Source organism: Desulforamulus ruminis DSM 2154, assembly GCF_000215085.1.
In the GTDB taxonomy this organism is placed as follows: Bacteria; Bacillota; Desulfotomaculia; order Desulfotomaculales; family Desulfotomaculaceae; genus Desulfotomaculum; species Desulfotomaculum ruminis.
The window spans coordinates 1398665-1420320 of sequence record NC_015589.1; the positions used below are offsets into that span (position 1 = coordinate 1398665).

Annotated in this window: 20 protein-coding genes; 15 read left to right on the plus strand and 5 right to left on the minus strand. The window is 47.9% G+C overall.

What is annotated here, in order from left to right; translation table 11 throughout:
• The first annotated feature begins 376 nt into the window (after positions 1-376).
• The 4 genes from DESRU_RS07040 to DESRU_RS07055 all read left to right on the plus strand — a co-directional run bounded on the left by DESRU_RS07040 (position 377) and on the right by DESRU_RS07055 (position 6201).
• On the plus strand, positions 377-1543 hold the full coding sequence (locus DESRU_RS07040) for an iron-containing alcohol dehydrogenase (RefSeq protein ID WP_013841425.1): 1167 nt from the start codon (positions 377-379) through the stop codon (positions 1541-1543).
• 261 nt (positions 1544-1804) lie between these two features.
• Positions 1805-2971, plus strand: coding sequence for an iron-containing alcohol dehydrogenase (locus DESRU_RS07045; protein WP_013841426.1), 1167 nt, complete (start codon positions 1805-1807; stop codon positions 2969-2971).
• Positions 2972-2983: 12 nt separating this feature from the next.
• A complete protein-coding gene (locus tag DESRU_RS07050; protein ID WP_013841427.1) occupies positions 2984-4663 on the plus strand; it encodes a GAF domain-containing sensor histidine kinase in 1680 nt (559 codons plus the stop codon).
• Positions 4660-6201, plus strand: a complete 1542-nt coding sequence (locus DESRU_RS07055) for a sigma-54-dependent transcriptional regulator (protein WP_013841428.1) — start codon at positions 4660-4662, stop codon at positions 6199-6201. The genes DESRU_RS07050 and DESRU_RS07055 overlap by 4 nt, the downstream gene beginning before the upstream one ends.
• 19 nt (positions 6202-6220) lie before the next feature.
• Here DESRU_RS07055 and DESRU_RS07060 read toward each other — a convergent pair whose 3' ends face one another.
• Positions 6221-6505 (minus strand): MoaD/ThiS family protein, encoded by a 285-nt coding sequence (locus DESRU_RS07060; protein ID WP_013841429.1) that lies wholly within the window; start codon positions 6503-6505, stop codon positions 6221-6223.
• 316 nt (positions 6506-6821) lie between these two features.
• Between DESRU_RS07060 and DESRU_RS07065 the strand changes: the two genes are divergently transcribed.
• The 8 genes from DESRU_RS07065 to mobB all read left to right on the plus strand — a co-directional run bounded on the left by DESRU_RS07065 (position 6822) and on the right by mobB (position 13555).
• Positions 6822-8552, plus strand: coding sequence for an aldehyde ferredoxin oxidoreductase family protein (locus DESRU_RS07065; protein ID WP_013841430.1), 1731 nt, complete (start codon positions 6822-6824; stop codon positions 8550-8552).
• Between the two features lie 48 nt (positions 8553-8600).
• A complete protein-coding gene (locus DESRU_RS07070) occupies positions 8601-8837 on the plus strand; it encodes a MoaD/ThiS family protein (RefSeq protein ID WP_013841431.1) in 237 nt (78 codons plus the stop codon).
• Between the two features lie 90 nt (positions 8838-8927).
• On the plus strand, positions 8928-9626 hold the full coding sequence (locus DESRU_RS07075; RefSeq protein WP_013841432.1) for an ABC transporter permease: 699 nt from the start codon (positions 8928-8930) through the stop codon (positions 9624-9626).
• Position 9627: 1 nt separating this feature from the next.
• Entirely contained in the window at positions 9628-10383 is a 756-nt protein-coding gene (locus tag DESRU_RS07080; protein WP_013841433.1) for a sulfate/molybdate ABC transporter ATP-binding protein, read from the plus strand.
• A 3-nt stretch (positions 10384-10386) separates the two neighbouring features.
• Positions 10387-11364, plus strand: a complete 978-nt coding sequence (gene moaA, locus DESRU_RS07085) for a GTP 3',8-cyclase MoaA (RefSeq protein WP_013841434.1) — start codon at positions 10387-10389, stop codon at positions 11362-11364.
• A 4-nt stretch (positions 11365-11368) separates the two neighbouring features.
• Entirely contained in the window at positions 11369-11866 is a 498-nt protein-coding gene (gene moaC, locus DESRU_RS07090; protein WP_013841435.1) for a cyclic pyranopterin monophosphate synthase MoaC, read from the plus strand.
• Positions 11851-12288 (plus strand): MOSC domain-containing protein, encoded by a 438-nt coding sequence (locus DESRU_RS07095; RefSeq protein WP_013841436.1) that lies wholly within the window; start codon positions 11851-11853, stop codon positions 12286-12288. The genes moaC and DESRU_RS07095 overlap by 16 nt, the downstream gene beginning before the upstream one ends.
• Positions 12263-13555: a molybdopterin-guanine dinucleotide biosynthesis protein B gene (mobB, locus tag DESRU_RS07100; RefSeq protein ID WP_187290619.1), complete on the plus strand. Its 1293-nt coding sequence runs from the start codon at positions 12263-12265 to the stop codon at positions 13553-13555. Before DESRU_RS07095 ends, mobB begins: the two co-directional genes overlap by 26 nt.
• A gap of 46 nt (positions 13556-13601) precedes the next feature.
• Here mobB and DESRU_RS07105 read toward each other — a convergent pair whose 3' ends face one another.
• The 4 genes from DESRU_RS07105 to DESRU_RS07120 form a co-directional block, all read right to left on the minus strand.
• The gene (locus tag DESRU_RS07105; protein WP_041275334.1) at positions 13602-13790 is read right to left on the minus strand and encodes a hypothetical protein; all 189 of its coding nucleotides are present in this window, start codon (positions 13788-13790) and stop codon (positions 13602-13604) included.
• Between the two features lie 142 nt (positions 13791-13932).
• Positions 13933-15120: an MFS transporter gene (locus DESRU_RS07110; RefSeq protein WP_013841438.1), complete on the minus strand. Its 1188-nt coding sequence runs from the start codon at positions 15118-15120 to the stop codon at positions 13933-13935.
• On the minus strand, positions 15113-16003 hold the full coding sequence (locus tag DESRU_RS07115; protein ID WP_041275335.1) for a DMT family transporter: 891 nt from the start codon (positions 16001-16003) through the stop codon (positions 15113-15115). The genes DESRU_RS07110 and DESRU_RS07115 overlap by 8 nt, the downstream gene beginning before the upstream one ends.
• A gap of 158 nt (positions 16004-16161) precedes the next feature.
• Positions 16162-16713 (minus strand): hypothetical protein, encoded by a 552-nt coding sequence (locus DESRU_RS07120; protein WP_013841440.1) that lies wholly within the window; start codon positions 16711-16713, stop codon positions 16162-16164.
• Between the two features lie 229 nt (positions 16714-16942).
• On the opposite strand from DESRU_RS07120, the gene DESRU_RS07125 reads away from it, so the two are divergent.
• The 3 genes from DESRU_RS07125 to DESRU_RS19820 all read left to right on the plus strand — a co-directional run bounded on the left by DESRU_RS07125 (position 16943) and on the right by DESRU_RS19820 (position 21230).
• Positions 16943-18457 (plus strand): catalase, encoded by a 1515-nt coding sequence (locus tag DESRU_RS07125; protein ID WP_013841441.1) that lies wholly within the window; start codon positions 16943-16945, stop codon positions 18455-18457.
• 243 nt (positions 18458-18700) lie between these two features.
• On the plus strand, positions 18701-20095 hold the full coding sequence (gene rlmD, locus DESRU_RS07130; RefSeq protein WP_419763386.1) for a 23S rRNA (uracil(1939)-C(5))-methyltransferase RlmD: 1395 nt from the start codon (positions 18701-18703) through the stop codon (positions 20093-20095).
• A 265-nt stretch (positions 20096-20360) separates the two neighbouring features.
• Positions 20361-21230 carry an alpha/beta fold hydrolase gene (locus DESRU_RS19820; RefSeq protein ID WP_013841443.1) on the plus strand — a complete coding sequence of 290 codons (870 nt, stop codon included), beginning with the start codon at positions 20361-20363 and terminating at the stop codon, positions 21228-21230.
• The last annotated feature ends 426 nt before the right edge of the window (positions 21231-21656 follow it).

Sequence of the window (21656 nt, forward strand, 5' to 3'; positions counted from 1 at the left end):
CTATACCAAAAACATAATGCCCTTCCCTTATCGGAAGGAATCTTTTTCTTCAGACAGATTTTTTGCGGCAAGCTGGTTATTTTTACAGTTATTCGATGTTTCTGTAAACGATCCTGCAAAGCCTTTCGCTGTTCGAGGTTAGATCAATGTTTCGTTATGACACAAATTCTTGTCCCGTTTGAATACAGCGGAAGAGCCCCTTTCAATATAAGAAATCTTCTCTAAGGATTTTCTAAAAACAACAACCGTTAAATTTACTGTAAAATAAAAATATTTTGTTAATACAGAATAGTTTGGCATGATCTTTGCTTTTATATTTGGGCAGTACTGAAAGGGAGACCTCCCTATTAAAAATCATTTAAGGAGGAGTTCGTCAATGGCAGTAGGTGAACAGGTATTTGGTTATTTTATCCCCACCGTTAACTTAATGGGTGTAGGAGCTCACAAGGAAATTCCGGATCAGGTCAAAACTCTGGGTGGAAGCAATGTTTTGATTGTAACCGATGCATTTCTAGGGCGTTCCGGTGGAATGGCCGACGACATTAAAAAAATGTTGGAAGAAGCAGGAGTGAAAGTAACGATTTATGCCGGCGCTGAGCCGAACCCCACCGATAAAAACGTTCATGATGGATTGAAGGTTTACCAGGAATGCGGCGCCGATATGATCCTCTCTCTGGGCGGCGGCAGTTCTCACGATTGTGCCAAGGGCGTTGGACTGGTGGCCAGCAACGGCGGAAATATTCGGGATTTTGAGGGTATTAACAAGAGCACCAAGCCCATGCCTCCCTTTATTGCTGTCAATACTACTGCCGGGACGGCTTCTGAAATGACCCGTTTTTGCATTATTACCAATACCAGCAATAAAGTTAAAATGGCTATTGTGGATTGGCGTTGCACGCCCAATGTAGCCATCAACGATCCCCTGTTAATGGCCGGTATGCCCCCGGCATTAACCGCCGCTACCGGGATGGATGCCTTAACCCATGCGGTTGAAGCCTATGTTTCTACCATTGCCACTCCGGTAACCGATTCCGCCGCTTTAATGGCCATGAAGTTGATCTCCGAGAACCTGCGTAATGCCGTAGCCAACGGTCAGAATATGGCGGCCCGTGACAAGATGGCTTATGCCGAGTTTTTGGCAGGAATGGCTTTCAACAATGCTTCCCTCGGTTATGTTCATGCCATGGCTCACCAGCTTGGCGGTTTCTATAACCTGCCCCACGGCGTTTGCAATGCCATCCTGCTGCCCCATGTGGAAGCCTTTAACCTAATTGCCTGCCCTGAGCGCTTTGTTGACATTGCCAAGGCCATGGGCGAAAATGTAGAAGGTTTATCCGTACGGGATGCTGCGGACAAAGCCTTGGCGGCCATTCGCAAGCTTTCTGCCGATGTCGGAATTCCGGCCGGTTTAACTGCACTGAATGTGAAAGAAGAAGACCTGAAAATTATGGCTGAGAATGCCATGAAGGATGCCTGCAGCTTTACCAATCCGAGAACTGCCACCTTAGACGATGTTATTGGCATCTTCAAGGCTGCTATGTAATTTTTGCCATCATAAACCCCTTGAAATATTGTGTATGTGTATGGGTGGAGTTGTCTCCACCTTTTTTATTTTTTAAAAATTTTCAGGCTAAGAAATCTAAGCATTTACTAGGGCTGCAGCCTTCTCCTGCAGCTTGGTATAGGCAAGTTTTCTTTATTTACTCCAACCCTAGGCAGGGATGAATTTATTCATATAGAATTATTTATATATATATTTTAAAATTGATTTTAAATTTTGAATATTTAGCCGGAGGGCGATGGCATGCAGACCAGTAATCTTTTAAATATCAGTAAGTTTGTTGCGCCTGAAGTCATCTTTGGATTTGGAGCCCTGAGTCAGATCGGGGAGAGTGCTGTTCGTCTGGGCATGAAAAAAGCTTTTTTAGTCAGCGACCAGGGGGTTATTGAAGCCGGGTGGGCCGAGAAGGCCATAGAGTACCTGAAGGAAGTTGGCATTGATTCGAATATATGGTGTGGCCTTACCACCAATCCTAAAGACTGTGAAGTGGCTGAAGGAGCACGTCTTTACCTGGCAAGCGACTGCAACGGCATTATCGCCGTAGGAGGGGGCAGCCCCATTGATGTGGCCAAAGCCATTGCCATTTTAGCCACCAATGGGGGACAGATCAAGGATTACGAAGGGGTTAATAAAATAAGCAGCCCGCTGCCGCCAATGGTCATTGTTCCTACCACCGGAGGATCCGGGGCGGAGGTTTCTCAATTTTCCATGATTGTGGAAAAGGCCAGGCAGGTAAAAATGGCCATTATATCCAAGTCCCTTGTTCCGGATATTGCTATTGTGGACCCCCTTACCTTGCAGACCAAAAGCGCCCGGTTAACGGCAGCCACCGGAGTGGATGCCCTGAGTCATGCCATCGAAGCCTATGTTTCCCTGGCGGCTACGCCCCTGACAGATGTACATGCGCTGTCGGCCATCCAGTTGGTTTCCGCTAATCTTAGAGAGTCCGTTGCCTGCCGGACCAACCTGGAAGCAAAATCAGCCATGGCCATGGCCAGTCTGCAGGCCGGGTTGGCTTTTTCCAATGCCATACTGGGGGCGACCCATGCCATGACCCATCAGGTAGATGGATTGCTTGATCTGCATCATGGTGAAACCAACGGCATATTACTTCCATATGTGATGGAATTTAATTTAATTTCCTGTGTCAATAAATTTGCCAACATTGCCGCGGCACTAGGGGTACAAACAGCCGGTTTAAGTAAATGGAAGGCTGCTGAAAAAGGAATTTCCTCTGTCCGGAGGTTTTTTAGAGATATTGGCATACCCGAACGCCTGTCCCAAGTGGGAATGAAAGAAGAACATGTGCAAAAACTGAGTTTGAATGCTTTGAAAGACGCCTGTTTGGTAACCAACCCCAGGGATGCCGGTGCGGAAGAAATTGAAGCTCTTTATCTGAGGGCTTTGTAGGAGGGAACTCCAATGTTTGACGACAAATGGAACATCATTCGAAATCTGACCGGGGTGAACTCATCCAAACTGAACTACTACCTTGAGGTTCAGCATTCCAACGAGCAAATTAAAATACAAATCAACCGCCTGGAAATTATTCACCAACTAATTAAGGACATTAACATTGACATGTCCTTAGCGGATATTGTGGAGCGGGTCTACAACAAACTCCCCCAGGCTGTACCCTGCTGTTTCCTGGGATTGGCGCTGGCCAAGGGAGATAAGCTGGAAATGACCGCCGCCATCCCCGCTAAAAATAATCTGGGGCAGACCATACCTAAGACTTCCGTTCTGTGGCAGGCCTATGGAAAATGCCAGCGGCTTTTATATAACCTTTATCAAAATCCCGATCAGGTTTGCGTTTTGGTTCAGGACCGGGATCCTTTAGACCACTGGGGCCTCCGTTCGGTTGCCATCGTTCCCCTACTGGTCAGAAATCAAGTAATTGGTTTGCTTATTGTGGGTGATGGTCAGGATTTTACCTATGGAAATCCTGAATTAATTTTTATTGAACAATTGGCCGATCAACTGGCCATCTGCATTGAAAATGCCCGGTTGTACAAGGAAGTCTCCAAGGGCAAACAGGAATGGGAAGCGACCTTTACGGCGGTACCGGACCCTATTTTTCTTATTGATAAAAATCATAATGTCTTACGGCATAATCACCGGTATCACTATATGAATTCAACCCTAAGCGGCCAGGAGGATTCCTGCAAATGTTATGAATTATTATGGAACCGGAATAAGCCCTGTGAAGTATGCTCCCTGGAGGAAGTTCACAAAACCGGCCGGGCGGTTTACAGCCAGATACAAAATGCCGGCTCCATATTGGATGCCTTTTATTACCCCATGGTGGACCCGGGCGGGCAGACCTATGCCGTGATCTTACACGTGAAGGATGTTACCGAGAAAGTAAAAATGGAAGCGCAGTTGGTTCACTCGGCTAAACTGGTAGCCATTGGGGAAATGGCGGCGGGGGTGGCCCATGAACTCAACAGTCCCATGACTGTAATGATTGGAACGGCACAAATGATGCAAAGGGATCTTGGGGAGAACGACCCCCGGTCAGAGTGGCTGGATGACATCATCAGCAGCGGCATGCGTTGTAAAAAAATCATTCAAAATCTCCTCTCATTTTCCAGGCAGGGACAATTTTCTTTTACAGAGACCGATGTGAATGAACAGGTGTACAGAGTTTTAAGTTTAATTCATTACCAAATTAATCAGAACAATATTGAGATTCGTAAAAAACTGGACTCAGGATTGCCTATGATTTTGGCCAACGGACATCAATTACAGCAGGTGATCATCAATTTACTATTGAATGCCCGGGATGCCCTGGAAGAGTCGGAGGGAGAAAAAATCATCACCATTTCTACGACCATCCGAGAGGAAGAGGCACACTCCTGGGTTGTGATTACGGTTAGCGATACGGGACATGGCATTGAAAAAGGAAATTTGCATAAAATTTTCAACCCTTTTTATACCAGCAAAGAAGCCAGCAGGGGGACCGGTCTGGGTCTTTCCGTCAGCCTCGGCATTGCCCAATCCCACGGAGGGACCATTGAAGTAGAAAGTGAACCCGGAGCTGGCAGCCATTTCAGACTGGTTTTACCGCTCAAACAAGACACGGAGGGGGAAGGTGAATGACCGCGACACCCAGCATATTGGTCATCGATGATGAGCAGCCTGTGGGAACTTTTTTTACCAGATTACTGGCGCAAAAAGGTTATCGGATTGGCGTTGCTGTTTCCGGAACACAGGCTCACGCACTAATTGACCAGGAACGCTATGATGTGGCCATGGTTGATTTAAAATTACCGGATACCGACGGGATCACCTTGTTGCAGCATATAAAAACCGTACAGCCCCATTGTGAAGTAGTGATTATGACAGGCTACAGCACCACCAGGACAGCGGTAAAAGCCATCCAATTCGGAGCCTTTGATTATATTGAAAAACCCTTTGACGACATTAATCTGGTGGAGCAGTTAATTGAAAAGGCCTTGAATTACAGTAAAACCGTAGAAAAGCCCGGAGATAAAACCTTTAGCTGGACGGACACCGCCGAACAATGTGGTTTTCAGGTGGGCCATACTCCAAAGATGATTAAGCTGGTTTCCATGGCCGAAAGAATTGCTTCTAAAGATATTAATGTGTTGATCCATGGAGAAACGGGCACCGGCAAGGAAGTTTTGGCCAAATTTATTCATATGGCCAGCAACCGGCACGATAAACCTTTTTTAGCCATCAATTGCGGGGCCCTTCCGGAAAATTTGCTGGAAAGTGATTTATTTGGCCATGAGAAGGGATCCTTTACCGGGGCCAATGTTCAAAGGAAAGGGATTTTTGAACTGGCCAACAACGGAACCTTATTTCTGGATGAAATCGGTGAAGCTAGTTTGGCCATCCAGGTGAAGCTGTTGCGGGTTTTGGAGACCGGGGAATTTTTGCGGGTGGGCGGCGAAAAACCGGTAAAAACCAATGTAAGAATTATTGCTGCCACCAATGTGGATCTTGAGGAAGCAGTGGCGCATAAAACCTTCCGGGAAGATTTGTTCTACCGGCTGGATGTGGTTCGTTTTGTTTTACCTCCCTTGCGGGAGCGCAAAGAAGACATTGTCTCCCTGGTGGAATTTTTTATTCAGCGCTTTTGGGATTACCAAACAGGTCCCACCCCGACCTTTGCACCGGCCTGTATGGATGCCCTGTTAAACTATCATTGGCCGGGGAATATCCGGGAACTGGCCAACACGGTGGAACAGGCCCTGGCCTTATGTGATGATAAAGCCGTTTTACCGGAACATCTCTCCCGTAAAATAACTGGTGCTACCCCTGCCCTGGAAAAGAATGATCCTGAGGGCGGGGAGGACACACTTCCAGATATCAATGGTCTTTCCGGCTGGTTTTGCCAACAGGAAAAACAACTGGATAAAATGGATGAAGAGAGACTGGTGCATTTATATAAAAGGGTTGAGGAACTGTACCGGGCTCTGCACCGGGTTATGGGAAAAAAAGGGGTTACTTCTGCTTTTCCCATCTCCATTCAAGAAATGGAAGCCAGGGCCATTGTAGATACTTTGGAATTCTTTAAGGGAAATGTCAGTATGAGTGCCCGGGCCCTGGGAATCGGACGAAACACCCTTTACCGTAAGGCAAAAGAATACAATATTAATATATCCAATTAAAATGAGGGGGATTATGCCCTCATTTTGCCTGTTTGCCTACAATGCCGAGAATGACCCGGTAAGGCCCCGGTGTTCCCGGAGGCACCAGCGCCACCCTGTCGCCCGGTTGAATGGGATCATGCAGCCCCTGCACCCGGCCGTTTACAAAGAGGGCCTCCACCTCTGTTTCCTTTATATCCAGTTTGGAAATAAGTTGATCTCCCGTAAGTCCCTCTCCAATTTCAACCATTTGCGGGAAAGCGAATCCTTTTTTATGCAATACCTGTTGAAGGGTGGCAAATCCTCTTAATTCAATGGTTCCCAAGAAAAATCCCCCTTTCCTTTTACATTTATTATAATGCAATATTAAAGCCTAAAACAGAGGAGGTTTCTGCTATTCTATTGTGACATTTTATAACACTTGTTCAAATGTAGAACAACGGATTGTCCTGTTTTAGAATACGCCGGTCCTTATTCTCCAGGGGGACAGAGGTATATTTTTTGCATTAAAATAAGACCGGGAATATTGTTTAAAAATTCTGAGAAGGGGGAGGGTGCTTATAAAAATAAAGGTTTGGGCAGGAAAAATTAAAAAGAGATTGAATTTTTAAATTGATTGACATTATAAAGGAGGGAGTATTATGCCAAGGTTTTTAAGAATCGACATGAAAAAGGGGACAGCCGAATTTCAGGATGTGCCGGAAAAGTATTTGGCACTGGGCGGCCGGGCACTCACCTCGCAGATGGTCTCGGATGAAGTACCCGCAACCTGCAATCCGCTGGGGGAACGAAACAAATTAATTATTGCCCCGGGCCTGCTGTCCGGAACCAACGCACCCTCTTCCGGACGCTTGTCTGTAGGCGGCAAAAGCCCTCTGACAGGCGGCATCAAAGAAGCCAATGCCGGCGGCATTTGCGCTCAGAAACTGGCCAACCTGGATATTAAGGCCATGATTGTCGAAGGCAAGCCGGCGGAGAAAGGCGCCTGGATGGTGAAGGTTTCGCCGGAAGGAGCAGAGGTTTTAAAGGCCGATGATTTGGTGGGCAAAGGCACCTATGAAGTAACGGCCATCCTCCGTGAGCGTTACGGCAGCAAAGTTGGCGTAATCTGCATTGGACCTGCCGGAGAATACATGCTGATGGGCGCCGGTGTAGCCACCAATGATGCCGAAGGAAACTCCAGCCGGTATGCCGGCCGTGGCGGCTTGGGCGCGGTCATGGGCTCCAAAGGGCTGAAGGCCATCGTTATTGATTCTCCCAATACTTTTGACGTGCCGGTTCAGGATAAGGAGCGCTTCTCTGCGGCGGCCAAGAAATTTGCCAAGATTTTGCTGGAACACCCGGTTACCGGTTCCGGTCTGCCCAATTTCGGCACCAATGTTCTGATGAACATTATCAGCGAAGCGGGCACTCTCCCCGTTAAGAATTTTGGAAATAACGGGCGTTTTGACAAAGCCAATGAGGTCAGCGGCGAGCGTCTGGCTGAGGTTGCCAAGGCCCGCGGCGGCAAAGCCACTCATGTCTGCCATCCCGGTTGTGTCATGCGCTGCTCCAACGTTTATCCCATGCCCGACGGCAAGGTTTGCTCTCCCATCGAGTATGAAACCGCCTGGTGCTTTGGACCCAACCTGGGAATCAGCGATCTGGATGTTGTGGCTAAACTGAACTACATTTGCAACGATGCCGGCCTGGACACCATTGAAATGGGCGTTGCCCTGGGGGTTCTGATGGAAGCCGGCGTTATTCCCTTCGGCGATGCGGATGCCGCCGTGGCGGCCCTGGAAGAAGTGGCCAAGGGAACTCCTGCGGGCCGTATCCTGGGCAATGGCGCGGTCTTTGTGGGTAAAGCATACGGCATTACCCGGGTCGCGGCTGTTAAAGGCCAAAGCATTCCTGCTTACGATCCCAGGTCCTGCAAAGGGAATGGTGTTACCTATGCCACCAGCCCCATGGGTGGCGATCACACGGCCGGTTATGCTGTAACCGCCAACATCCTTAAAGTGGGTGGCTTTGTTGACCCGACCAAAGCGGAAGGGCAGGTTGAACTATCCCGGAATCTGCAGATTGCCACCGCGGCCGTAGATGCCACCGGCTTGTGCCTGTTCGTGGCCTTTGCCGTTTTGGACAATCCGGAAGGTTTGCCTACCATTGTGGAAATGCTGAATGCCCAATATGGTCTTAGTTTGGAAGTTGACGACGTGGTAACTTTGGGTCAGAACATTTTGAAGACCGAGCGTGCTTTTAATGCCGCCGCCGGATTAAGCAGTGTGGACGATCGTCTGCCTGAATTTTTCTATACCGACAAGCTGGCTCCTCACAATACCGTATTTGATATCAAGGACGAAGAATTAGACACGGTATTTAATTTCTAGTCCTGCGAAAGGCTTGAATTTGCTATAATGGCACTGAGGTGACTGGACATGCAGATTGAATTAAGGGTGTATACAGGCTTGGAGCGGTTTACCGGAACCAAATATGGTGAACGGATTCCACTGGTAATGACCGAGGGCAGCACCATTCTGGATATCTTAAAGAAATACGATATACCGGAAGCAGAAGTGTTTAGCTCCCTGGTAAATGGTTTGCATAAGCCCTTTGATGCGAAGCTGCAGGAAGGTGACCGTGTAGCTCTTTTCCCGCCGGTAGGCGGCGGGTAAGGATAGGGAAGTCAGGGGCGGGGTAAAACTCTCCGCCCTTGCACAGGCACTCGTTATGCTTAAAAAGACATAATGGAGGTTCATTCAGTCGTGGAAGTATTCTGGAACGGGTTAATCATCGCTGTTAAACTGCTGCTCTCGGGAGATAAGACCGTCATAGAAATCTCCTTATTAACATTAAAAGTATCCGGTACTGCCACCCTGATCGCTGTGCTAATTGGCGTGCCTGCGGGTTTTTTCCTGGCCCTGACTTCCTTTCCAGGCAGAAATTTTGTGGTCAGTATTGTCAATTTTGGTATGGGCCTGCCCCCGGTGGTGGTGGGGCTGGTGGTTTGGGTACTCCTCAGCCGCTATGGCCCTTTGGGCCTTCTGGGTGTTTTATATACGCCCACGGCCATGATTATGGCCCAGGGCATCATTGCTTCCCCCATTGTCACAGGTTTTACGCTGGCTGCTTTTCAACAACTGCATCCGAAGCTGCGTTTGCAGATTTTGTCCTTGGGGGCTTCCAGGCTGCAGTTGTTATGGCTGATGGCCAGGGAAGCCCGGCTAGGATTGCTGGCCGCTGTGATGGCCGGTTTCGGGGGAGCTGTTTCCGAAGTAGGGGCTTCCACCATGGTGGGGGGCAACCTGGTGGGTTCTACCCGGGTTCTGACCACCGCCACGGTTTTAGCGGTGGGAAGAGGGGAAACCGATCTGGCCATGGCCTTAAGCATTATTCTTTTATTACTGGCCTTTGCGGTAACCGTTGCCTTAACCGTAGCCCAGCAGCGAGGGAGGTGCCCATAAAGTGATTGTTTTAGAAGGACAAGAAATTCAATTTATTAAAAAAGGACGAACCATCCTTGACGTCGAATCTTTTCAATTAGAGGAAGGGCAAGTGACCGCTCTGATCGGAGTAAACGGGGCGGGAAAGACCTCCTTGATGCATATTTTAGCTCTTTTACAAAAACCAACCGCCGGAAGAGTTATTTTTAAAGGGCTGGAGGCCAACCGGGGCAATCTGCATCCCTTGCGGCAGCGTATGGCCTTTGTGTTCCAGCAGCCCTTGCTGCTGGATATGACCGTGAGGAAAAATATTGAAACCGGTTTGCGTTTAAGAAAGGTCTCGCGCAGGGAAATAAGTAAACGCGTTGACAACTGGCTGGCAAGACTGGGAATTGATCACCTGGCCGATGGCCCGGTGCGTTTTCTTTCCGGGGGAGAAGCGCAGAGAGTCAGTATCGCCCGGGCTCTGGCCCTGGAGCCGGAAGTATTGTTTTTGGATGAACCCTTCACGGGTCTGGATACCCCTACCCGGGGACTGTTGCTGCGGGATTTAGCCGGGCTGTTGCATGGTACGAAAATTGCAACATTATTTGTAACCCATGATTATTCAGAGATCCCTTTTTTGGCTCACCGGTTGTCCGTATTAGAGCAAGGAAAAATTATTCAGACCGGAACTCCCGGAGAGATCTACGAACAACCTAAAAACCAGGCGGTTGTAAACCTACTGCAATGGCTGCCAAAAACCGATTCGGCAATGGGTGGACAAGGGGGCTGTTAAAAGATGATAGACGGGTACAAAAGAAGGATTGATTATCTAAGAATATCCGTAACCGACCGGTGCAATTTGCGTTGTGTTTACTGTATGCCTCCGGAGGGTGTGAAACAAACCCCCCATAGAGAAATACTAACCTTGGAGGAATTCGGCCGGGTGGTGGATGCCGCTTCGGATTTAGGCATTAATAAGGTTCGTATCACCGGGGGAGAACCCCTGGTAAGAAAAAATATTTTAAAGCTTTTTCAGCATATAGCCAAAAATCCCGGGATTGATGACATCTCCATCACCACCAATGGCGTTTTATTCCTGCAAATGGCAGAGGATTTGAAAAAATCAGGATTAAACAGGGTAAACTTCAGTTTAGATAGTCTGGATCCGGATAAATTTAAAGAGATTACCCGTCTGGGGAAGTTTAACGAGGTGTGGCGCGGCATTGAGAAAGCCATTGCTTTAAACCTTCATCCGGTAAAATTAAACGTAGTGGCTGTCCGGGGGGTAAACGACCGGGAGTTTGGCGATTTTGCCCGTCTGAGCCGGGAAATGCCCCTGCACATTCGATTTATTGAGTTGATGCCCATTGGGGAATGCAACCCCTGGGCCGTGGACAATTTTATATCCGCTGAAGAGATTGTCCGGAAGCTGCAGCAGGAATTTGGTCCCCTGCAGGCGGAAACAAAGGTTACCGGCAACGGTCCGGCCAAATATTTCCGACTGCCCGGGGCTAAGGGCACCCTTGGCTTTATTACGGCCATCAGTGAACATTTCTGTTCCACCTGTAACCGCCTGCGGTTGACGGCCAACGGTCAATTGCGCCCCTGTTTGTACGGGAACCAGGAGTTTGATTTAAAAAAAGCGCTTCGCAGGGGGGCCGGCAGGCAGGAATTGGCCGAATTAATCGCCAAAGGGATACGGCAGAAACCGGGTCAGCACCACATGGAAGAGGGGTGGAGCGACCTCAGGGTCATGAGTCAGATTGGAGGATAACGGCATGTCTCAGTTCACACATTTTGACGCCCAGGGGAATGCCCGCATGGTGGACATCACCTCCAAGGCGGAAACCCAAAGGGAAGCGGAAGCCAGGGGAGAAGTGGTTATGTCACCGGCTACCCTGGAGCTTATTCGTACCGGCGGCATGGCCAAAGGGGATGTTCTAGGCGTTGCCCGGGTTGCCGGAATTATGGCCGCCAAGCAGACTCCGTCTTTGATTCCCATGGCTCACCCGATTATGATCACCGGGACCAACCTGGATTTTAAATTGGCTTCCCCGGACCGGGTGGAGATTCGGGGGCGGGTTAAGACGGGCGGAAAAACCGGGGTGGAGATGGAAGCTCTTACAGCGGTTAGTGTGGCGGCCCTTACTATTTATGATATGTGCAAGGCTGTGGATAAGTCTATGGAAATAAGAAATATTCGCCTGGTCAAAAAGAGCGGCGGAAAAAGCGGTGATTTTCTGCGGGAAGGAGAGCAATTATGGGAAGAATTGTAGCGGTATGTACCAGCCCTAGAAAGGGAATGAGAAAGAAAAACGTGGGGGAAGGCCTGCTGGTTGTGGAGCACGGCTTGGAAGGAGATGCCCACGTGGGTGACTGGCACCGCCAGGTGAGCCTGTTGGCCATGGAAAGTATAGAAAAAATGAAGGCCATGGGGTTGAAGGTTGGCCCGGGGGATTTTGCGGAAAATTTAACCACCGAAGAGATTGACCTGGTTTCTTTGCCCGTGGGAACAAAACTTCGTATTGGTGAGAAAGGCTTAGGAGAGGTAACCCAGATCGGCAAAGAATGTCATACCCGTTGTGCCATTTACCACCAGGCCGGGGATTGTGTAATGCCCAAGGAAGGGATCTTTGTCAGAGTCCTGCAGGGAGGACCGGTAAAAGTGGGAGATGCCATTGAAATATTGGAACAATAGAATATCCCCTATCGTAGTTTCCCTGGTGGGCTGTTCCAACTCGGGCAAAACCACCCTTTTGGAAAAATTAATTCAAAGCCTCAAAGATAAAGGCTACCGGGTAGGTACCGTGAAGCATCACCGGGGAGCTTTTGAACTGGACATCCCGGGCAAGGATACCTGGCGTCATGCCCAGGCCGGGGCCGATGTGGTTGCCCTGGCCACACCCGGAGGACTGGGGATTATCCGGAAACTTCAGCAGGAGCCCTCCTTAAAGGACATAACGGATTATATGTCCGGAGTGGACATTGTATTGGTGGAGGGAATAAAAAAAGGCAGCCAGCCCAAAATTGAAGTGGTGCGTTCGGACATATCCAGCGCGCCCGTTTGTTCCCTTGAGGATTTAACCGCGGTGGTCACGGATTTGCCTTTAACCCTGGATATCCCGGTTTTTGATTTAAATAAGATCGAGCAGGTAGCGGATTTCATTGAAGACAGGTTTTTAAAGCAGGAAATGATTCCAAAGCCTGTAGAGCGGTTAACCGCCGAACAATTAAAACGCTATCACAGAAACATCAAACTGCCGGGGGTTGGCCAAGAAGGTCAAATCAAGCTGCTTAATTCCTCGGTGCTGGTGGTGGGAGCCGGAGGGCTGGGTTCCCCGGTGTCCCTTTACCTAGCCGCTGCCGGCATTGGCAGGCTGGGGCTGGCCGATGAGGACAGCGTGGATCTATCCAACCTGCAGAGACAGATCGTGCATGCCACCGGCGACATCGGCCGGTCTAAGGTGGAGTCCGCCCGGGACAAGCTCACCGCCATTAACCCGGATGTTCAAATTGAAATCTATCACCAGCGGATTACCGCAGACAATGTAGATCAGATCCTTAACAGTTATGACTTGGTGGTGGATGCCACCGACAACCTGGAGAGCCGGTATCTGTTAAATAAAGCATGCATTGAGGCCAAGAAACCCTTCATCTATGGAGGCGTTCTTTCTATGGTTGGGCAGGTCATGACGATTTTACCCGGGCAGGGCCCCTGCTTTCGCTGCATCTTCCGGGAAGGCCCGTCGGAAAAGGCGGTAAAATCCACGGCCGATGTAGGAATTCTTGGCGCGGTGGCCGGCACCATCGGTTGCCTGCAAAGCATGGAAGCCATTAAGTGCCTTCTCAACCGGGGGAACCTGCTGGTGGGCAGGATTCTGACCATGGATGGTTTATCCATGTCCTTTCAAGAGGTAGAGATTTGCCGCGACCCGGAATGCCCTGATTGTGGTCATTTAAAATAATTCAGCCATGCGGAATTTCCTCGCATGGCTTTTTACACGTTTTCTTTTATCTTATGGTGCTTGGCAGCCTTGCCGGTTCCACCCAGTAGATGGCTTGACCAAAATAATCATAGGAGATATAAGGCTCTTTGGACTGCTTTAAATTTTTTGCCTTTATTTGAGCCGCATGAATTTTTTCAAAGACAATGAGTTCATTTAAGAGGAAGCTGGTTATTTTTTTCGTTTGCTTAGCCACCTCAACCAACCCCTTAAGCAATGTGACTAACTTACTTTAGGTGGAATGTATCATAGGACAGAGAGAGGATACAAGAGAAAATACAAAATAATACTAGGAAAAATATTTAAATAATTAAGAATATTTTAATTATTATTTTGGATTACTGGAGCCCTCTTATTTCTTTTTTGTTTCTAGGGAGAGTAAAAAGAAACAAAGTTAACAACAGAAGGCTGTAAAGGGCAAAAAGACCCCACAGAGGGAGGAATTCCATCCAGCCTCCGCCAAAGAGGGGACCCCATAAATAGCCTAGGGAAAAGGCCGTGTTGTAAAGGCCAAAGGCGGCGCCATAACTGGCTTCGCCGGAATCTTTGCTTTGCAGCATGACTGAATCGGCCAGCAAGGGCATGGTGGGGGTTAAGATCAGCCCGAAGGTAATGCCCAACAGGCCCATTACCATGGCTGTGGTGATGAGACTGTTGCTTAGGGAAACCAGCGGAATAACCGCCGCCGTGCCAACAAGACCCCATTGTATCAGCTTTAACCTGCCCCATGAATCGGATAATTTTCCGATGACCGGAGCCGAAGAGACGTGAGATAAAGAAATCAAACCAAACAAAATCCCGACGATACCGGGGGAAATGCCGAATTTGTCCATGAAATAGCCGGGCAGGATGGGATCAATGAAACCAAAGCCGGTGGATCCCAGTAAAATAACGGTTAAAGACACCGGCACACCTTTAAATTGTAAAACTTCCAGCAGGGAATGATCTCTTTTCCGGCTTTTTCCATTGGTTTTATCTGCTGGAAGAACCTTTAGAACAAACAAGCCTACGATTAAAGACAAAATGGTGCCGATCAAAAAGGGCAGCCGGTAACCGCCCAATTCATACAATAGCCCCCCGGCTGCGGGCCCGATAAGAAAACCAAAGCCTGTGGCGGCGCTGATAATGCCCATTTTGGCGCCCCTTTGGTCCGGCGGATAAAGATCTGCCACCAGTGCCGGGCCGGCGGTCCAGGTGGCTCCTGCGGAGAAACCCTGAATCAGCCGGATCAGGATTAAAAGCCAGAGGCTGTTGGCCAGGGTGAAGCCCAGAGTGCTCAGAGAGAGAGTCAGCAGGCCCAAGAGCATGATTTTTTTTCGACCATAGCGGTCCGAAAGCAAGCCCAGGGGGATGGTTCCGGCCAGCAAAGAAGCGGAATAGGCGGCGAAAATAACCCCCAGAGTGAAGGGAGTGGCACCCAGATTTTCGCTGTATACCGGCAAGATGGGAATTATAATGCCGAAAATGAGCGTGTCCAAAAAGGTGGCCACAGCAACCGCAGCCAATATCCACCTGCGGCTATCCATTGTTTTGTACCTCCGGTTCTTTCTTCTGCAGCAGTACTCCCGAAAGAATAACAGCTCCACCAATCATCTGCCAGAGGCTGAGGGATTCGCTTAAAAGGAAAAATCCCAGTACTGCGGTAAAAGCGGGTTCCAGGGTGCTGATAATGGCCGACCGGGAAGGGCCAATCAAGGTTACTCCTTTCAGCAGGGCGGACATGGCCACCACGGTACACACGATGGATAGAAATAAAAGGGCCAGCCAGGCCCTTAGGGGCAGGTTAAAGTTTAACTGGCCCAAAAGCGAGCCAAGGCCCAGAAAGAGGAGGGCACAGGAGCCGGTGAGATAGGTATTAAACACAGGGACCGGAATTTCTTTTAATACCTTGCCGCTGAGCACCAGAAATAATGCGTTGATTAGAGCGGCCAGCAGGGCCAGGGCCACTCCCAAAGGGTGCAGATTTTCCTGAGGATGGCCCAAAATAATCACACAGCCGGTCGAGGTAAGGACCAGAGCCAGCCATTTTTGCCAATGCAGGGGTTCCTTAAGTATAAAATAGGCAAGGATGGCTGTGATGGTGGGGTAAACATACAAGAGAAGAATGGCCATGGCAGCGGGAATATACCGATAGGCATTAAAGAGACTGAGGGCAGTGACAGCCTGGCAGCCAATCCCTAATCCTATTGCCTGAAGAGTATGTTTAAGGGATAATTTTATGCTGGTTCCGGCCGAATGCAGCATCATGGCAAAAAATAAGACAGCCAGAACGTAACGGACTGTTAACGTAGTAAGTACCGTAGCACCGCCCTGATAAGCAATTTTTGCAGCAATAGCTTCGGTGCTTAAAGCGATGGTAGCGATAACGACCAGAAAAATCCCGGCCCATGGTTGGTTTTTTTGAGACATAAAAAGTGAAACTCCTTCAGCATATAGGATGCGGTTAAAATAAATCACTACTATAACTATATCTTCAATTGCCATAAAAGAAAATCCCCGTCCAGATAAAAGGGATTTTTGAGATAAAGAAAAGGCGTTGAACTTTATTGCTCATACGCCTTCTTATTTTAAAACAGGGGTTTTTTGTTAATGGTGATACTTGGGGAGGGATGTCCGGGAAAATTTTTTCGTAAAGGTTTGGCTGAAAAGGGTGCAACCGGTGGTGGATGGGGCTCCGGCTGGGAAGGAATGTCCGGCGGTTCCGGTGCATCGGGTTGTTCCGGATTGGGTGCGGTAGGCAACTGAGGTGGGAAAAGTGACTGATCCGAAGGGGCAATTGCTGGCTGCTCCTTAGATTTTTCACCGGTGGCCGGTGTGAAAACAGGAAGAGAGGACCCCGACGGATTCTCACTGGGATGCCGGGGGGCATGTACCACTGTAATACTATTATAAATTTTTTCGTCCTCGCAAACCAGCTCACCGTTTTGATAATGACGCCGGCGAACTTCCACCCTGGGAATATAGGCAGAAACCTCCGCCGGAATATCCAGGGATGAGAGACGCCCCAGACGAATGCCGGCCCCCTCCACAACCAGATCCACATAATCATTCTGATAACAATTGCACCGGGATGGCAGATTGATTCGACGTTTTTTGCGGTTGATTTTATATTGAGTCATAAACGCCACTCCCATAGGAAAAGTATTCCTTTTACCATTTACCATATGAAACGAAGCCCTAGGGGGTTCCAAGGGATTTCTGCAGCTTAAGAAATAATTCTTGAAAAAGTAAGAATTATGCAAGATTATAGCGATGGATGACAATTGAACCCCATTCTTTTTTAAATTATACTTACTATAACTAGCATCATTTTCACTGATTGCTTAAAAAACAGAAGGAGGTAATGCGATGTCTGACCTTAAGAAGAAGATTTTGACCACCAATTTGGGAAACCCGGTTTATGAAGACCAAGCTTCCATTACAGCCGGCGAAAGCGGACCGACTTTATTGCAGGATACGCATCTGATTGAAAAACTGGCTCACTTTGACAGGGAAAGAATCCCGGAGCGGGTTGTCCATGCCAAAGGGACAGGCGCTCACGGTTATTTTGAAGTAACCCATGATGTCAGCCGCTTTACCAGAGCTGCTTTTCTTTCCGAGATTGGCAAACGCACCGATTTATTCGTGCGATTTTCTACTGTAGGCGGCGAGAAGGGGTCTGCGGATTCTGCCAGAGATCCCCGTGGCTTTGCCGTCAAATTCTATACCGAAGAAGGCAACTTCGATATGGTAGGCAACAACACGCCGGTCTTTTTTATCCGGGATGCCATTAAATTCCCCGACTTCATCCACACCCAAAAAAGGCATCCGGCCCGGCATACCCAAAACCCCGACATGATGTGGGATTTCCTCTCCCTAACTCCGGAATCCATTCACCAGGTTACCATTCTGTTTTCCGACCGCGGTACCCCCAAGAGCTTCCGGCATATGGACGGGCACAGCAGCCACACCTATATGTGGTACAACCAGGCCGGCGAATATTACTGGATCAAATGGCACTTCAAAGCGGATCTGGGTTTCCAGACCCTCACCAGGGAAGAAGCCACCGAACTGGCGGGCAAAAATCCCGACTCTGCCACCAAGGACCTCTATGACAGCATTGCCCAGGGAGATTACCCCTCCTGGACCGTATACGTTCAGATTATGCCGCCGGAAGAGGCCAAAAACTACAAATTTGATCCCTTTGATATCACTAAGGTTTGGTATCATGCGGATTACCCCTTAATCCCGGTAGGCAAAATGGTCCTGAACAGAAACCCCGAAAATTTCTTTGCGGAAGTGGAACAGGCCGCCTTCTCACCGGGTAATTTTGTACCCGGTATCGCCGCTTCACCGGACCGGATGCTGCAGGGCCGCCTGTTTAGCTATCCCGATACCCAGCGCCACCGTCTAGGTCCGAACTTCCACCAGATACCCATTAATGCGCCGAAAGCGGCCAAGGCTAATTCCTATCAGCGGGACGGCTTCATGGCCATTGACGGCAACGGGGGCGCGTCTCCCAATTATTACCCCAATTCCTTTGGCGGTCCGGCTCCGGACCCGCAGTTCGCACCGCCTCCGGTGGATGTTGCCGGAATGGTCTCGCGGCACCCCTACGTATTGTCCGATATTGATTTTGTCCAGGCCGGTGAATTATACCGCCGGGTTATGAGCGACCAGGACCGGGCCAACCTGGTTTCCAATATCTGTGACAGCCTGGGGCAAGCCCAGCAAAGGATTCAGCTTCGCCAGACCGCCTTGTTCTATAAGGCTGACCCGGATTATGGTCAGAAGGTTGCCGAAGGCCTGGGTTTAGATCTGGCCGCTGTCAAAGACTTGGCCGCCATGTCCCAGGAAGAACGGGTTAAAGCCACGCAGGCATAGACAATTTAAAGATACGCTTGGAAGCAAGGGGAATCACCCTTGCTTCCTTTTTGTTTTTATATGCTATAATAATGGAAAATATAGGACAAGGTATTTTTAAGATAAGTAGGTTATTTAAAAGTAAGTTTCTTTTTAAGGGCAAACCAAAGCTTGCTCTTCGGTTGGAAAGATATAATCCCTTAGCTAGTAAGTTGTAAAAAGCAACTTATTTAGCACAAAGATACAGTGACTTTTTAACATGGGGTGATCATTTTGCAGCAAAAGATAAACTTCCTGCAAGTCGGTGATATTGAAGAGATTACTATCGGAGGGATGGGACATACCGGCGAGGGAATCGGCAGAGCGGAGGGAGTGGCTGTTTTTGTACCCGGAGCTTTACCGGGAGAAACGGTGAAAGTAAGAATTGATCAGGTTAAGAAAAACTACGCCCGGGGAGAACTGCTTGAAATTATCCAAAAGGCCTCTGCTCGAATTTCATCCCGCTGTCCTTTCACAAAGGCTTGTGGGGGCTGCCATTTGCAGCATCTGGATTACCAGGAACAACTGAGGCATAAGCGAGAAATGGTTCTTTCCGCCCTAAAACGAATTGGCGGGTTAGAAAACATTGAGGTGTTGACAACGCTAGGAATGGACGATCCCTGGCATTACCGCAATAAGGTTCATCTGCAGGTGAAAAAGGACGGGAATCGGATTCAATTGGGCTTCTTTGCGGACGGAACTCATCAAATGGTTGCAGAAGTTGCAAAACATAAATGCCTTTTGGTCCATGAGAAAATGAATCAAATAATGGCCACCTTGCAGGAGTTAATCAACACTGATTCCCTTTCGGTGTACTGCTGGAAACGTAAAGAAGGTTTGCTGCGTCATGTGATGATTCGCAGGGGGTACAGAAGTGGCCAAGTCATGGTGGTTTTTGTGACATCCCCGGAAGAGTGGCCCGGCGCCAAGAAATTGGCAAAGGACCTCATTGCCCGCCATCCGGAGGTAACTTCGGTAATCCGCAATATTAACCATCAGCCGGGGCGAGCGGTTTTGGGCAGAGAAAATCACCTGCTGGCAGGAGAAGAGTCCATCATGGACTGGATTGAAGACTTGAAATTTAAAATCTCGGCCTCCTCTTTTTATCAGGTTAATTCCATACAAACGGAAGCTCTGTATGGCAAGGTTTTAGAATATGCAGGTCTGCAGGGGGACGAAACCGTGGTGGATGCTTACTGCGGCATCGGAACCATCGCCCTTTTTCTGGCCCGCCACGCAGGTGAAATGATCGGACTGGAAATTGTTGAACAAGCCGTGGAGGATGCCAGGCAAAACGCTTTGTTAAATAACCTCACCAATACCCGGTTCTATTCCGGCCCGGTGGAAAAGCTGCTCCCTCAGATGGCCTCCAAAGGCCAGAAGGCTGATGTGGTGATTTTGGACCCTCCCAGAAAGGGATGTGCAAGGGAGGTTCTCAACGCAGTGACGGCGATGCAGGTTCCCCGAATTGTCTATGTATCCTGCGACCCGGCCACCCTGGCCCGGGACCTGGGCATCCTGAGCAAAATGGGGTATCAGGCTGCAAAAGTACAGCCGGTGGATATGTTTCCTTGGACAAGTCATTGTGAAGCCGTAGGCTTGGTGGTTAGAGAGCAATAGAACAAAGTTAGAAAAGCTCTGCTGGGATTTATTCAGCGGAGCTTTATGTTGTGCAAATAAGTTCTTAAGTTCTGTACCTGGCACCATGAATTCAGGTCAAAGTATCCTATGAGGATAACTAAGTAGAAAAGTTACTTTGACATGAGGATCAGGATTTAAGATAAAATAATTTTACATATATATTATACCATAAAATTACATTAAATTAAAGTCTGATAATTTAGTAAAAGCTATACTATAATATTTAATGTCTGGAGGGATGAATATGGAAGAAAGAACTTTTAATACAAAGCAAGTAAATTTGAACTATGTAGAGAAAGGAGTCTCAGACATTTCTATATTGCTATTGCATGGTGGATCTTCTAGGTGGCAGACTTTTAGAGATATAATTGATGACTTATCAGTACACTTTCATGTCTATGCCATAGATCTTAGAGGACATGGAAAATCAGGTCGCACAGAAAATAAATATAAAATGCAGGATTATGTACCTGATGTTAGAGAATTTATAGAGAAATGTATTAAAAAGCCTACAATAATAATCGGACATTCACTTGGTGGTATGATAGCAATTTTAATAGCAGCATATTATCCTAGTATTGTTAAGGCATTGATAATAGGAGATTCTCCAGTATCATTGGATGTACTAAGGAGTCACTCAGAAAGTCAAAAGGATATGACTATGCTGTGGAGAGAATGGTCAAAGAACTTATCACTAGATGAAATCGTAGAAAAATTGAAAGCAATGCAAGTTCCAGTGCCAGAAAGAGAAGGGACAGTTTCAGCGGCAGAGGCTTATGGTGAAAATCATCCCTGGTTCGAGTTTATGGCTGAAAATTTAAAACAGAATGACCCTAATATGCTTAGTGCTATAATAGATGATTTTGATAATACCTATGAAGAGTATGATGTGGAAAGATTATTCCCTTTAATCAAATGTCCTATTTTAATTGTAAAGGGGGACTCAGGTCAAGGAAGTTTAATAAGGGATACTGATATAGGTTTTATTAAGAAATTGAACAATGATGTAAAACATGTAGAAATAAAAGGCGTTGGGCATGCTCTTTATATGCAGGATAAGCAGTCCTTTATAGATGCAATATTACCTTTTATAAATAAAAATGCACAGAATTGAAAATAGACTAGTAATTACGTAATATTCCTTAGACGAACTAAAAGTGGATGAATCAAGTGTCCACTTTGATTTTGTTCAATCATCAATATTGGTTTAAAACAGAGCCTAAAGATTCAGTCGATGTGGTTGAAATAGCCTCTGATACTAAAGATGTAAAATATAGATTTGTCGTCAGAAGAAACCATTGAAGACTTGGAAGATTTGATGATGAGGCACTGTTCCCATATATAGAAGATTTAATGAATGAGTTCGAGGAGTATTAGATCCTTCTCCCATGATACTTTTATGAGATGCTTATTGATATGTTTCCGAGAACCGCAAAATCGTTGATATGTTTCCACATACCGCAAAAACACTCAGAAATAGTTGACCTGTTCCCGAGAACGCCGACATCAATAATGGCAACTCGGGCCATTGTGAGGTGGT

Coding starts and splice junctions, on each gene's coding strand:
- DESRU_RS07040 (WP_013841425.1), top strand. CDS start 377: ATGGCAGTAGGTGAACAGGTATTTGGTTATTTTATCCCCACCGTTAAC.
- DESRU_RS07045 (WP_013841426.1), top strand. CDS start 1,805: ATGCAGACCAGTAATCTTTTAAATATCAGTAAGTTTGTTGCGCCTGAA.
- DESRU_RS07050 (WP_013841427.1), top strand. CDS start 2,984: ATGTTTGACGACAAATGGAACATCATTCGAAATCTGACCGGGGTGAAC.
- DESRU_RS07055 (WP_013841428.1), top strand. CDS start 4,660: ATGACCGCGACACCCAGCATATTGGTCATCGATGATGAGCAGCCTGTG.
- DESRU_RS07065 (WP_013841430.1), top strand. CDS start 6,822: ATGCCAAGGTTTTTAAGAATCGACATGAAAAAGGGGACAGCCGAATTT.
- DESRU_RS07070 (WP_013841431.1), top strand. CDS start 8,601: ATGCAGATTGAATTAAGGGTGTATACAGGCTTGGAGCGGTTTACCGGA.
- moaA (WP_013841434.1), top strand. CDS start 10,387: ATGATAGACGGGTACAAAAGAAGGATTGATTATCTAAGAATATCCGTA.
- moaC (WP_013841435.1), top strand. CDS start 11,369: ATGTCTCAGTTCACACATTTTGACGCCCAGGGGAATGCCCGCATGGTG.
- DESRU_RS07095 (WP_013841436.1), top strand. CDS start 11,851: ATGGGAAGAATTGTAGCGGTATGTACCAGCCCTAGAAAGGGAATGAGA.
- mobB (WP_187290619.1), top strand. CDS start 12,263: ATGCCATTGAAATATTGGAACAATAGAATATCCCCTATCGTAGTTTCC.
- DESRU_RS07110 (WP_013841438.1), bottom strand. CDS start 15,120: ATGGATAGCCGCAGGTGGATATTGGCTGCGGTTGCTGTGGCCACCTTT.
- DESRU_RS07115 (WP_041275335.1), bottom strand. CDS start 16,003: ATGTCTCAAAAAAACCAACCATGGGCCGGGATTTTTCTGGTCGTTATC.
- DESRU_RS07120 (WP_013841440.1), bottom strand. CDS start 16,713: ATGACTCAATATAAAATCAACCGCAAAAAACGTCGAATCAATCTGCCA.
- DESRU_RS07125 (WP_013841441.1), top strand. CDS start 16,943: ATGTCTGACCTTAAGAAGAAGATTTTGACCACCAATTTGGGAAACCCG.
- DESRU_RS19820 (WP_013841443.1), top strand. CDS start 20,361: ATGGAAGAAAGAACTTTTAATACAAAGCAAGTAAATTTGAACTATGTA.